The 12,891-nt window shown below is 73.0% G+C and carries 11 protein-coding genes; 10 read left to right on the top strand and 1 reads right to left on the bottom strand.

The features are described 5' to 3' along the window. Positions 1-78 precede the first annotated feature (78 nt). The 3 genes from QSK45_RS02250 (at position 79) to QSK45_RS02240 (ending at position 2,870) form a co-directional block, all read left to right on the top strand. Positions 79-891 (top strand): AIM24 family protein, encoded by an 813-nt coding sequence (locus tag QSK45_RS02250; RefSeq protein WP_285552643.1) that lies wholly within the window; start codon positions 79-81, stop codon positions 889-891. Positions 892-1,053: 162 nt separating this feature from the next. After that, complete coding sequence (locus QSK45_RS02245; protein ID WP_285552641.1) at positions 1,054-1,458, top strand: ribonuclease; 405 nt, start codon at positions 1,054-1,056, stop codon at positions 1,456-1,458. Positions 1,459-1,664: 206 nt separating this feature from the next. Next, the gene (locus QSK45_RS02240) at positions 1,665-2,870 is read left to right on the top strand and encodes a cytochrome P450 family protein (protein ID WP_285552639.1); all 1,206 of its coding nucleotides are present in this window, start codon (positions 1,665-1,667) and stop codon (positions 2,868-2,870) included. 81 nt (positions 2,871-2,951) lie between these two features. Here the strand turns inward: QSK45_RS02240 and QSK45_RS02235 are convergent, their stop codons facing one another. Further along, positions 2,952-3,974: a Gfo/Idh/MocA family protein gene (locus QSK45_RS02235; RefSeq protein ID WP_285552637.1), complete on the bottom strand. Its 1,023-nt coding sequence runs from the start codon at positions 3,972-3,974 to the stop codon at positions 2,952-2,954. Between the two features lie 118 nt (positions 3,975-4,092). On the opposite strand from QSK45_RS02235, the gene QSK45_RS02230 reads away from it, so the two are divergent. The 7 genes from QSK45_RS02230 (at position 4,093) to QSK45_RS02200 (ending at position 12,697) form a co-directional block, all read left to right on the top strand. Further along, on the top strand, positions 4,093-4,842 hold the full coding sequence (locus QSK45_RS02230; RefSeq protein ID WP_285553376.1) for a GntR family transcriptional regulator: 750 nt from the start codon (positions 4,093-4,095) through the stop codon (positions 4,840-4,842). Positions 4,843-5,078: 236 nt separating this feature from the next. Next, entirely contained in the window at positions 5,079-6,083 is a 1,005-nt protein-coding gene (locus QSK45_RS02225) for a sugar ABC transporter substrate-binding protein (protein WP_285552635.1), read from the top strand. Beyond that, a complete protein-coding gene (locus tag QSK45_RS02220; RefSeq protein ID WP_285552633.1) occupies positions 6,080-7,150 on the top strand; it encodes an ABC transporter permease in 1,071 nt (356 codons plus the stop codon). The genes QSK45_RS02225 and QSK45_RS02220 overlap by 4 nt, the downstream gene beginning before the upstream one ends. A gap of 5 nt (positions 7,151-7,155) precedes the next feature. Then, on the top strand, positions 7,156-7,956 hold the full coding sequence (locus tag QSK45_RS02215; RefSeq protein WP_285553374.1) for an ATP-binding cassette domain-containing protein: 801 nt from the start codon (positions 7,156-7,158) through the stop codon (positions 7,954-7,956). A gap of 105 nt (positions 7,957-8,061) precedes the next feature. After that, positions 8,062-9,207 carry an ROK family glucokinase gene (locus QSK45_RS02210; RefSeq protein ID WP_285552632.1) on the top strand — a complete coding sequence of 382 codons (1,146 nt, stop codon included), beginning with the start codon at positions 8,062-8,064 and terminating at the stop codon, positions 9,205-9,207. Then, positions 9,204-9,776 (top strand): sugar kinase, encoded by a 573-nt coding sequence (locus tag QSK45_RS02205; protein WP_285552631.1) that lies wholly within the window; start codon positions 9,204-9,206, stop codon positions 9,774-9,776. The genes QSK45_RS02210 and QSK45_RS02205 overlap by 4 nt, the downstream gene beginning before the upstream one ends. Before the next feature lie 83 nt (positions 9,777-9,859). Further along, positions 9,860-12,697, top strand: a complete 2,838-nt coding sequence (locus tag QSK45_RS02200) for an SCO1167/SCO6262 family helicase (RefSeq protein WP_285552629.1) — start codon at positions 9,860-9,862, stop codon at positions 12,695-12,697. Positions 12,698-12,891 lie beyond the last annotated feature (194 nt).

The following is a 12,891-nucleotide window of genomic DNA, read 5'->3' as shown; positions in this document are numbered from 1 at the left end:
CTGTCCGCCGACGGCGAACGGGGGTCGGTTCCGGTCGCGGCCGGAACTCTTCGCCCCGCCTCCCGCGTTCTCCGGTACGTGACCCTTCAGCAAGAGATCGTCGGCAACGCCATGCAGATGGCGGTCGTCAACCTGAACCCGGGCCAGACCGTGTACTGCGAGGCCGGGAAGTTCCTGTTCAAGACCACCAACGTCACCATGGAGACGCGGCTGTCCGGCCCGTCCGGGGGCGGCGGGCAGCAGGGCGGCGGGAGCGGGGGCATGGGCGGCCTGCTGCGCCAGGCCATGGGCACCGCCATGCAGGTGGGCCAGCGGATGCTCGCCGGGGAGTCGCTGGCCTTCCAGTACTTCACCGCCCAGGGCGGCCAGGGCACGGTCGGCTTCGCGGGCGTGCTCCCCGGCGAGATGCGTGCGCTGGAACTCGACGGCCACCGCGCCTGGTTCGCCGAGAAGGACGCCTTCGTGGCGGCGGAGTCCTCGGTGGAGTTCGGCATCGCCTTCGCGGGCGGCCGCACCGGGATGAGCGGCGGCGAGGGTTTCGTCCTGGAGAAGTTCACCGGGCACGGCACCGTGATCATCGCGGGCGCGGGCAACTTCATCGACCTCGATCCGGCCGACTTCGGCGGCCGGATCGAGGTGGACACCGGCTGCGTCGTCGCCTTCGAGGAGGGCATCCGGTACGGCGTCCAGCGCGTGGGCGGCCTGAACCGGCAGGGCATCATGAACGCCGTCTTCGGCGGCGAGGGCCTGTCGCTGGCCACCCTGGAGGGCAGCGGCCGGGTCATCCTCCAGTCCCTGACCATCGAGAGCCTGGCCAACGCCCTGAGGAAGGCCCAGGGCGGCGACAAGCAGGGCCCGACGGGCGGTCTGTTCTCCACCCACGCCGGCTGACCCCCGCGGGGGCGCCCCGCGACCCCGCGGTGACCGCCGTGTGACCCTCCTGTGGGTGTTCCGAGGAGGAAGGTGAACTCGTTGAAAAACAGGGTTACTTGAGGGGGAATTCTGGGGCGCTGTCGTTGACATGTTCTTGTCTACGCGCGTCATCATGGCGTCATGCGAATCCCCCCACGCGCCGCTCGGATCGGCGCCGCAGCAGCAGTCCTGTCCGCCCTCCTCGTCGGCGGCACCGTCTCCGCCACCACGGCGGACGCGTCCACCGTCTCCGCCGCGTCCGTCGGCAGCATCTGCCACAGCGACCTGCCGCCGCAGGCCGACGACACCCTCGACCTCATCGCCCAGGGCGGCCCCTACCCCTACTCGCAGGACGGCACGGTCTTCTCCAACCGTGAGGGCGTCCTGCCCAGCCAGTCCTCCGGCTACTACCACGAGTACACCGTGGTGACCCCCGGCTCCCCCACCCGCGGCGCCCGCCGCATCGTCACCGGCGAGCGGGCTCAGGAGGACTACTACACCTCCGACCACTACGCGACGTTCGACCTGATCGACTTCGACTGCTGACCCACCGAGCCTCGCCCCGCGGCCCCCTACCCCACCCGCCGGCCGCGGGGCGAGTCACGTCCGGCGCTCCCGGCGTCGGCTCCGCGCTCCGCCGGCCGAGTCCCGCGCGCGATCGCCGCCCGGCGGGCACCAAACGGGCGTCGCGCGCGTTCTCCAGGTGCCGGGACACGCCCGGTCGGCCTCGGGGGGAGTCCGGAAGGGGAGCCATGGACAGGCGACAGCGACAGGTCGTGGATCTGGGGGAGTTCGGGGACGCGTTCCGCCGCGACCCGCATCCCGTGTACGCCGAGCTTCGCGCGCGGGGGCCGGTGCACCGGATCCGGCTGCCCGAGGCGGACGAGGACTACGAGACCTGGCTCGTCGTGGGATACGAGGAGGCGCGTGCCGCCCTCGCCGACCCACGGCTCGCCAAGGACGGCGCCAAGATCGGCGTGACCTTCGTCGACCAGGCGCTCGTCGGCCGGTACCTGCTGGTCACCGACCCGCCCCAGCACACCCGGCTGCGCAGCCTGGTCACCCGCGCCTTCACCATGCGCCGGGTCGAGCGACTGCGCCCGCGCGTCCGGCGGATCACCGACGGACTGCTGGACGAGATGCTGTCGCCCGGCCACGCGGGCCGCGCCGACCTCATCTCCTCCCTCGCCTACCCGCTGCCCCTCACCGTCATCTGCGAACTGCTCGGCGTCCCCGAGATGGACCGCACCGAGTTCCGCGAGATCTCCACCCAGGTGGTCGCCCCGACCGACCCGGAATCCGAGCGCGAGGCCACCGCCCGCCTCGGCGGATACCTCACCGAACTGATCGAGGACAAGCGCCGCTCCGGGGCCACCGGCGACCTCCTCGGCGACCTGGTCCGCACCACCGCCGAGGACGGCGACCGCCTCTCGCCCGAGGAACTGCGCGGCATGGCCTTCCTGCTGCTCATCGCCGGCCACGAGACCACGGTCAACCTCATCGGCAACGGCGTCCTCGCCCTGCTCACCCACCCCGACCAACTCGCCGCCCTGCGTGCCGACATGAGCCTGATCGACGGCGTGGTGGAGGAGACCCTGCGCTGGGAGGGCCCGGTGGAGAACGCCACTTTCCGGTACGCGGCCGAGCCGCTGGAGATCGGGGGAGTCCGCATCGAGAAGGGCGAGCACGTGATGATCGGCCTCACCGCCGCCCAGCGCGACGGCGCCCGCTTCCCCGTCCCCGACCGCTTCGACATCCGCCGTGACACCCGCGGCCACCTCGCCTTCGGCCACGGCCTCCACTACTGCCTGGGCGCGCCCCTGGCCCGCCTGGAGGGCCGGACGGCCATCTCCGCCCTGCTGGAGCGCGCCCCCGGCCTCACCCTGGACGGACCGCACGACGACTGGCTGCCGGGCATGCTCATGCGCGGACTGCGGGAGCTGCCGGTCCGCTGGTAGACAGGGCGTTGGGCGGTCGTGCGGCCAAGGCCGGCGGCGGGCGCCGCGCCGGCTCGCGCGTGACCGCCGTACGACCCGCTCTCAGTCGATCCCCGGCAGGGCCGCCGCCGGGATCTCCGCCATGGCCACCGCCCGCCGCTCCCGTCGCGAGACCTCGCACGCCTCCGCGATCCGCAGGGCCTGGAGGGCCTCGTGACCGTCGCAGGGGTTGGCGCGCCGGCCCAGCAGCACCTCCACGAAGGCGCACAGCTCGGCCTCGTAGGCGGGGGCGAAGCGTTCCAGGAAGCCGGTCCACGGCTTGTCCGCGGGCGGCGGTCCGGTCGGTTCGGTGGAGGCGAGCGGCGTACGGTCGTCCAGCCCGACGACGACCGTGTCGCGCTCCCCGGCCAGTTCCATGCGGACGTCGTAACCGGCGCCGTTCACCCGGGTCGCGGACGCGGTGGCGAGGGTGCCGTCGTCCAGCGTGAGCAGCGCCGCGCCCGTGCCCACGTCGCCGGCCTCGCGGAACATCGCGGGGCCCGCGTCCGAACCGGCGGCGTAGACGTCGCGCACCTCATGGCCGGTCACCCAGCGCAGGATGTCGAAGTCATGGATGAGCGTGTCCCGGAACAGGCCCCCGGACAGCGGCAGCCAGTCGGCCGGGGGAGGGGACTGGTCGCAGGTCAGGGCGCGCACGGTGTGCAGCCGGCCGAGCCGTCCGGCGCGCACGGCCTCGCGGGCCCCCGCGTACCCCGCGTCGAACCGGCGCTGGAAACCCATCTGGAGCACCGTCCGGGCGGCCGCCACCTCGCCGAGCGCCTGGAGCGTGCCCGGCAGGTCCAGGGCGATCGGCTTCTCGCAGAAGACCGGCAGGCCCGAGCGGGCCGCCCGGCCGATCAGCTCGGCGTGGGCGGGGGTCGCCGTGGTGATCACCACCGCGTCCACGCCCCACCGGAAGATCTCGTCCACCCCGGGCGCCGCCGTCTCGCCGAGCCGGTGCGCGAGCCGCTGTGCCCGCGCGGGATCGGCGTCCGTCAGGATCAGCGATCCGACCTCGCGGTGACGGCTGAGCGTGTTCGCATGGACGGTGCCGATGCGGCCCGTACCGATGACCCCGATGCGCATGGAGACAAAGTGGCGGCGCGTCCCCGCCCCTGTCAATTCACATGTCAGGACAACCGGACTTCACGACTTCCCGTCAACCCCTCACACGGCTACGCTCAAGCCCGTGCCGAAACCAGTCGTGGACCCGACCGTCGCGCTCGAACTCCGCGTGGACCGCAGTTCGCCGGTGCCGTTGTACTTCCAGCTGGCCCAGCAGCTGGAGGCAGCGATCGAGCGCGGGAGCCTCACCCCCGGGAGCCTGCTGGGCAACGAGATCGACCTGGCGGCCCGGCTCGGCCTGTCCCGTCCCACCGTCCGCCAGGCCATCCAGTCCCTGGTCGACAAGGGCCTCCTGGTGCGCCGCAGGGGCGTCGGCACCCAGGTCGTGCACAGCCGGGTCAAGCGCCCGCTGGAGCTGAGCAGCCTCTACGACGACCTGGAGGCGGCGGGCCGGCGCCCCGCGACCAAGGTCCTGGTCAACACGGTCGTCCCGGCCTCCGCGGAGATCGCCGTCGCGCTGGGGGTCGCCGAGGGCGGTGACGTCCACCGCGTCGAACGGCTCCGGCTCGCGCACGGCGAACCGATGGCCTACCTGATCAACCACCTGCCGCCCGGCCTGTTCGACCTGGACACCGCCCGACTGGAGGCGACCGGCCTCTACCGGCTGATGCGCGGTGCCGGGATCACCCTGCACAGCGCCCGCCAGTCGATCGGCGCCCGCGGGGCCACCGCCACCGAGGCGGAGCGGCTCGGCGAGGCCGACGGCGCCCCGCTGCTCACCATGCGGCGCACCACCTACGACGACACGGGCCGCGCGGTCGAGCACGGCGACCACGCCTACCGGCCGAGCCGCTACTCCTTCGAGTTCCAGCTGCTCGTCCGGCCCTGACGGCGGTTCCGCGCGCCGCCGCAGGCCACCGTCGGGAACGTCCCATTGTCCGGACAAGGTGGCCGGGATCTCCGCCCCGGCCGTCCTCCGCCGCCGCCGGTGACCGATACTGAAGTGTTTGGGGCTGGTGAGGCCGCCACCGGGACACACCGGCGGTGAGGTCGCCCGCCCCTCACGCACGTCGGAGCAAGGACAGCTGAGAGTCAGCTGGAGACAGCGAGAAGGGCATTGGCCTCGTGGCACGGTTTCGGACCTGGGCAGTCATGGCGCTCGCGGGGGCACTCTCGGTGTGCCTCGCGGGGTGCAGCAGCACCGGCGGGAAGCGGGCAGAGGACGCCCGCAAGGCCGCCGTCGCCCAGGGCAGGGCCGGGGTGAACACCCCCCGCTGGACCTTCGCGATGATCACGCACTCGGGAGACGGCGACACCTTCTGGGACATCGTGCAGAGCGGCGCCAAGCAGGCCGCCGTCAAGGACAACATCAACTTCCTGTACTCGCACGACGACGACGCCCAGCAGCAGGCGCAGCTGGTGGACGCGGCGGTCGACAAGAAGGTCGACGGCATCATCGTCACCCTGGCCAAGCCGGACGCCATGAAGGCCGCCGTCCGGCGTGCCGAGAAGGCCGGCATCCCCGTGATCACGGTGAACTCCGGATCGGAGGAGTCCAAGGCCTTCGGCGCGCTCACCCACATCGGCCAGGACGAGACCGTCGCCGGCGAGGCCGTCGGCGACGAGCTGAACAAGCGGGGCAGGAAGAAGGCCCTGTGCGTGCTGCACGAGCAGGGCAACGTCGGCCACGAGCAGCGCTGCGACGGCGTCGCCAAGACCTTCCACGGCACCCTGCGGAAGCTCTACGTCAACGGCACCAACATGCCCGACGTGCAGTCCGCGATCGAGGCCAAGCTCCAGGCCGACAAGTCCGTGGACAGCGTCGTCACCCTCGGCGCGCCCTACGCCGACACCGCCGTGAAGGCGAAGGACGACGCGGGCAGCAAGGCCGAGGTGGACACCTTCGACCTCAACGCGCAGGTCGCGGCCTCGCTGCGGAACGGCACCCTCGGCTTCGCGGTGGACCAGCAGCCCTACCTCCAGGGCTACGAGGCGGTCGACCTGCTGTGGGCCTACAGGTACAACGGCGACGTCCTCGGCGGTGGCAAGCCGGTGCTGACCGGACCGCAGATCATCACCAGGGACCAGGCGGCCACGCTCGCGGCGTACACCGAGCGGGGCACCCGATGAGCGCGACCGCCGAACGCGGGACCGGCGAACAGCCCGCCGGCGGTCAGGCCGTCGACGAAAGGCTCCTGCGGACCTCCCCGCTGAAGAAGCTCCTCGCCCGCCCGGAACTGGGCTCGGTCGTCGGCGCCCTCGCCGTCTTCCTCTTCTTCGCCTTCGTCGCCGACGGCTTCCTGCGCGCCTCCAGCCTCAGCACGGTCCTGTACGCGTCCTCGACGATCGGGATCATGGCCGTACCGGTCGCCCTGCTGATGATCGGCGGCGAGTTCGACCTGTCGGCCGGCGTCCTCGTGACCTCCTCGGCGCTGATCTCCTCGATGTTCAGCTACCAGATGACGGCGAACACCTGGGTCGGCGTCGGGGTGTCCCTCCTGGTCACCCTCGCCATCGGCGCCTTCAACGGCTTCATGCTCACCCGCACGAAGCTGCCCAGCTTCATCATCACGCTGGGCACCTTCCTGATGCTGTGCGGCATGAACCTCGGCTTCACCAAGCTGATCGACGGCACGGTCTCCACCAAGACCATCGCCGACATGGAGGGTTTCTCCAGCGCCCGCGCCGTGTTCGCGTCCACCGTGACCGTCGGCGGCGTCGACTTCAAGATCACCATCGTGTGGTGGCTCGCCCTGGTCGCCCTCGGCTCCTGGATCCTGCTGCGCACCCGTGCCGGCAACTGGATCTTCGCGGTCGGCGGCAACGAGGACGCGGCCCGCGCGGTCGGCGTGCCGGTGGCGAAGACCAAGACCGCCCTCTACATGGGCGTCGCGTTCGGCGCCTGGATCTCCGGCCAGCACCTGCTCTTCTCCTTCGACGCCGTCCAGTCCGGCGAGGGCGTCGGCAACGAGCTGATCTACATCATCGCGGCCGTCATCGGCGGCTGCCTGATCACCGGCGGCTACGGCAGCGCGGTCGGCTCCGCCGTCGGCGCCCTGATCTTCGGCATGACCAGCAAGGGCATCGTGTTCGCCGAGTGGAACCCCGACTGGTTCAAGTTCTTCCTCGGAGCGATGCTGCTCCTCGCGACCCTGCTCAACGCCTGGGTCCGCAAGCGCGCGGAGGCGACCACGTGACCGACATGACCGACGACACGACGCGGACGACGACGCCCGCCCTGGTCGAGCTCAGCGGCGTCGGCAAGCGCTACGGCAACGTCCGCGCCCTGGACGGCGTCTCCCTGGAGGTGCGCGCCGGCGAGATCACCTGCGTCCTCGGCGACAACGGCGCGGGCAAGTCCACGCTGATCAAGATGATCGCCGGACTGCACCAGCACGACGTCGGCACGCTGCGCGTCGAGGGCGAGGAGACCCGCCTCGCGTCGCCGCGCGACGCCCTGGACCGGGGCATCGCCACCGTCTACCAGGACCTCGCCGTCGTGCCCCTGATGCCGGTCTGGCGGAACTTCTTCCTCGGCTCCGAGCCCCGCAGGGGCACCGGGCCCTTCAAGCGCCTCGACACCGCCCTGATGCGCCGCACCACCCGCGAGGCGCTGCTGCGCATGGGCATCGACCTCCGGGACGTCGACCAGCCCATCGGCACCCTCTCCGGTGGCGAACGCCAGTGCGTGGCCATCGCCCGCGCCGTCCACTTCGGCGCCAAGGTCCTCGTCCTGGACGAGCCGACCGCGGCCCTCGGCGTCAAGCAGTCCGGAGTGGTCCTCAAGTACGTCGCCGCGGCCCGCGACGAGGGCCTGGGCGTCGTCCTGATCACCCACAACCCGCACCACGCCTACCTCGTGGGGGACCGGTTCGTGCTGCTGCGCCGTGGCACGATGGTGGGCAACCACACACGGGACGGGATCACCCTGGACGAGCTGACCCGGCAGATGGCCGGCGGCTCCGACCTGGACGTCCTGCGCCACGAACTCCAGCGCGACTGAGGGCCCCGAGGGGCGCCGCGGTCAACCGGACGCCCTCCGGGACCGCCCGCCCCCACCCACGGCCGTACCGCACCCTTACCGTCGTTGAGGCACAATCGACCAACGATGAGCACCTATCGCGACCTCACGGCCCCCATCGGCTCCCGCCGGGCCCCCGTCCTGCGCACGGTCGGCACCCGGGAGCGCCGGTCCCACCTGACGGCCCCCCGTGTCCCCACCGTCGGCATCGACATCGGCGGCACCAAGGTGATGGCGGGCGTCGTGGACGCCGACGGCAACATCCTGGAGAAGCTCCGCACGGAGACCCCGGACAAGTCCAAGAGCCCCAAGGTCGTCGAGGACACCATCGTCGAACTGGTCCTGGACCTCTCCGACCGGCACGACGTGCACGCGGTCGGCATCGGCGCCGCGGGCTGGGTCGACGCCGACCGCAACCGCGTCCTGTTCGCCCCCCACCTGTCCTGGCGCAACGAACCCCTGCGCGACCGGCTCAGCGGCCGCCTCTCGGTGCCCGTCCTCGTGGACAACGACGCCAACACCGCCGCCTGGGCCGAGTGGCGCTTCGGCGCGGGGCGCGGCGAGGACCACCTGGTCATGATCACGCTTGGTACCGGCATCGGCGGCGCGATCCTGGAGGACGGCCAGGTCAAGCGCGGCAAGTACGGCGTCGCCGGCGAGTTCGGCCATATGCAGGTCGTGCCCGGTGGCCACCGCTGCCCGTGCGGCAACCGCGGCTGCTGGGAGCAGTACAGCTCCGGCAACGCACTCGTCCGCGAGGCGCGCGAGCTGGCCGTGGCCGACTCGCCGGTCGCCTACGGGATCATCGAGCACGTCAAGGGCAACGTCGGCGACATCACCGGGCCGATGATCACCGAGCTGGCCCGCGAGGGCGACGCGATGTGCGTGGAGCTGCTCCAGGACATCGGCCAGTGGCTCGGCGTCGGCATCGCCAACCTGGCCGCCGCCCTCGACCCCTCCTGCTTCGTCATCGGCGGCGGCGTGTCGGCCGCCGACGATCTGCTCATCGGCCCCGCCAGGGACGCCTTCAAGCGCCATCTCACCGGCCGCGGCTACCGCCCCGAGGCCCGTATCACCCGCGCCCAGCTCGGTCCCGAGGCCGGCATGGTGGGCGCGGCCGACCTGGCCCGCCTGGTCGCCCGCCGGTTCCGGCGTGCCAAGCGCCGCCGGGTGGAGCGGTACGAGCGCTACGAGCGGTACGCCCAGGCCCGCCGCGAACGGGACACCGCATGACCACCTCCCTGCCCCGCCAGGCCGCCCCGCCGGAGCGGCCCGCCGAGGACCCGCGCCACAAGGCCAGGCGCCGGGCGATCACCCTGCTGATCATCGTCCTGCTCATCGGCGTACCGGCCGGTTATCTGGTGATCTCGGCCAACCAGAGCCGCAACAGCGGCAAGGACAAGGAGGCGAAGTACTCCGCGACCGGCCTCACCCCGGGCTGGCCGTCGAAGGTGCAACGCCGCCTCTACCAGGTGAACGTGCCCCGCCCGGCCGACCGCATCGCCTCGTACGAGACCAACAACTGGAAGACCAGCCGCCTGTACGTGCAGTTCCGCACCAACCCGGCCGGCCTCGACACGTTCCTGCAGTCCATGGGCACCCGCCGCGACGAGCTGAAGAAGGGCGACATCGCCGTCGGCTCCCGCGACCGCGAGGTCAGCGGGTGGACCTTCGGCGGCTCCGGCTCCTGGTACGGCCTCACGCACACGCAGAAGAACCCGGCCCCCACCCAGGACGTGGTCGTCAACCTGGCCGACCCGGATTTCCCGATGGTGTACGTGGTGTCGCGGACGGTGCCGTAGCGGCCGGCGGGGCCGGTTGTCAGACCCCGCCCGTAGAGTCGGAGACGACTGGTCCGATGCGCGGGCGGGAGGTGACGGAACGTATGAGCGGTGTGGTGGTGACGGCCGGGCGGACGGCGGTCGACGTGGACGCGGTGCCGGTGCGCCTCGCCGCCGTCTACCTGCCCGCGCCGCTCCCGCGCCGAGGCCGTGTCGCCTTCTGGGACCCCACCGGTGAGCCCCTGCCCGCCGAGGTCGGTGATCCCGAGGAGATCACGGTCGTACGACGGCACGGTGCCGGAGCGCGCCGTCGGCGGGTGCCCGCGCTGGGACTGCCCCTCGCGGACGCCCTGCCCCTGCTGGTCCGCGCCCGCCGGGACCCGGCCGCGCATCCGGCCACGGCCTGCTGGGGCGCCGCCGCGCTGCACGCGCTGCGGCTCGTCACGCGGGGGCGGCTGCTGCCCGGCCTCACCCCGAGCGGCCACGACGCCTGGCGGGCCGGTCCGCTGGAGCCCGGCGACGTCGCCCACCTGCGCGCGATCGCCGCCGCCCTGCCCCCGGAGGGCCACGCCGTGCCGCTGCCGGACCCCGGGCCGCTGCGGCTGCCCGAGCCGGAGGCGCTGGTCCGCGCCTTCCTGGACGCGGTCGCCGACACCCTGCCCCGCACCCCCGCGGCCCCCCACGCCTGCGGCCGCCCCTTCGCCGCGCACGAGCCCCAGGCCCTGCCGGGGGCGCACGAGTGGGCGGCCGAGGTCGCCGCCGGGATGGACGCGGGCGTACGCGTCTCGCTGCGCCTGGACCTGTCGGCGTACGACGCCTTCGACGCAGGCGCGAGCGCGGGCGCCCGCGCCGCCGGAGCGGCGATCGTGCAGGTCCACAGCCTTGCCGACCCCACCCTCGTGACCGACGCGGCCGCCCTGTGGGCCGGCGGGGCCGACACCGCCTTCGGGCCCCGCGCCCGCGTGGACGCGGCCCTCGCCGTGCGCCGCGCCGGGCGCGTGTGGCCGCCCCTGGACCGGCTCGCCGAACAGGACGTGCCCGACGTCCTCGCCCTGTCCGAGGAGGAACTGGGCGACCTGCTCGGTGTCGCGGCCACCAGGCTGGCCGCCGCCGGGGTCGCCGTGCATTGGCCCCGGGACCTCGCCCGCGACCTCACCGCCACCGCGGAGGTCCGGCCCGCACCCGGCTCCGCGACCGACGGCACCGGCTTCTTCGAGAGCGAGGACCTGCTGCGTTTTCGCTGGCAGCTCGCCCTCGGCGGGGACCCGCTGGACGAGGCCGAGATGGACGCCCTCGCCGAGGCCCACCGCCCCGTCGTGCGCCTGAGGGACCGCTGGGTCCTGGTCGACCCCGCCCTCGTCCGCAAGGCCCGCAAGCGGGAACTGGGCCTGCTGGACCCGGTCGACGCGCTGTCCGTGGCGCTCACCGGCACCGCCGAGATCGACGGTGAGACGGTCGAGGCGGTGCCCGTCGGCGCCCTCGCCACCCTGCGCGACCGGCTCACCGCGGGCGTGCGCCCCGCCGAGGCGCCCGCCGGGCTCGCCGCCACCCTGCGCGACTACCAGCTGCGCGGTCTCGCCTGGCTCGACCTGATGACCTCCCTCGGCCTCGGCGGCTGCCTCGCCGACGACATGGGCCTCGGCAAGACCGTCACCCTCATCGCCCTGCACCTGAAACGGGGGCGCGGCGAACCCACCCTCGTCGTCTGCCCCGCCTCCCTGCTGGGCAACTGGCAGCGGGAGATCACCCGGTTCGCGCCCGGCGTCCCCGTCCGCCGCTTCCACGGCACGGAGCGCACCCTGGCCGGCCTCGACGGCGGCTTCGTCCTGACCACGTACGGCACCATGCGCTCCGCCGCCGCCGAACTCGCCGACCAGGACTGGGGGATGGTCGTCGCGGACGAGGCCCAGCATGTGAAGAACCCCTACTCGGCCACCGCCAAGGCGCTGCGCACCATCCCGGCCCCCGCGCGCGTGGCGCTCACCGGCACCCCGGTGGAGAACAACCTCTCCGAGCTGTGGGCCCTGCTCGACTGGACCACCCCCGGACTCCTCGGTCCCCTGAAGTCCTTCCGCGCCCGGCACGCCCGCGCGGTGGAGAACGGCGAGGACCAGGAGGCCGTGGACCGGCTCGCCCGCCTCGTCCGGCCCTTCCTGCTGCGGCGCAAGAAGTCCGACCCCGGCATCGTGCCCGAGCTGCCGCCGAAGACCGAGACCGACCACCCGGTGCCGCTCACCCGCGAACAGGCCGCGCTGTACGAGGCGGTGGTGCGCGAGTCGATGCTGGCCATCGAGACCGCGGAGGGCATCGCCCGCAGGGGACTGGTCCTGAAGCTGCTCGGCGCGCTGAAGCAGATCTGCGACCACCCCGCGCTCTACCTCAAGGAGGACGGCGCCACCGACCGTCTGGTCCACCGCTCGGGCAAACTCGCCCTGCTGGACGAGCTGGTGGACACGGTCCTCGCCGAGGACGGCTCGGTGCTCGTCTTCACCCAGTACGTCGGCATGGCCCGCCTCATCACCGCGCATCTGTCCGCCCGCGCGGTCCCCGTGGACCTGCTGCACGGCGGCACCCCGGTGCCGGAGCGCGAGCGCATGGTCGACCGGTTCCAGGACGGCGTGACGCCGGTCCTCGTCCTGTCCCTGAAGGCCGCGGGCACCGGCCTCAACCTCACCCGCGCCGGGCATGTCGTGCACTTCGACCGCTGGTGGAACCCGGCCGTCGAGGAACAGGCCACCGACCGCGCCTACCGCATCGGCCAGACCCAGCCCGTCCAGGTCCACCGGCTGGTCACCGAGGGTACGGTCGAGGACCGGATCGCCGAGATGCTCGCCGCCAAGCGCGCGCTGGCCGACGCCGTCCTCGGCTCCGGCGAGGCCGCCCTCACCGAACTCACCGACCGCGAACTGACCGACCTCGTCTCCCTGCGGAGCACGCCATGACCCCGGCCGACCCCGCCCGCCCGGCCGACCAGGCCCGCCAGGCCCTGCGGGAGGCACGGCGACGGGCGCAGTCCCTGCCGGGGGCGCGGCCGGAGCCGGAGCCGGCGACGTCGGAGGGCGTGGCCGGCGGGGCCGAGGAGGTCCAGGGGGCGGACGTGGGCCTCGATGCGGAGCGGGAGGCAGGGGAACGGTCC

This window comes from Streptomyces hygroscopicus subsp. hygroscopicus, from assembly GCF_030269125.1.
GTDB lineage: Bacteria > Actinomycetota > Actinomycetes > Streptomycetales > Streptomycetaceae > Streptomyces > Streptomyces hygroscopicus_C.
This window is presented reverse-complemented; position numbering and strand designations above follow the sequence as displayed.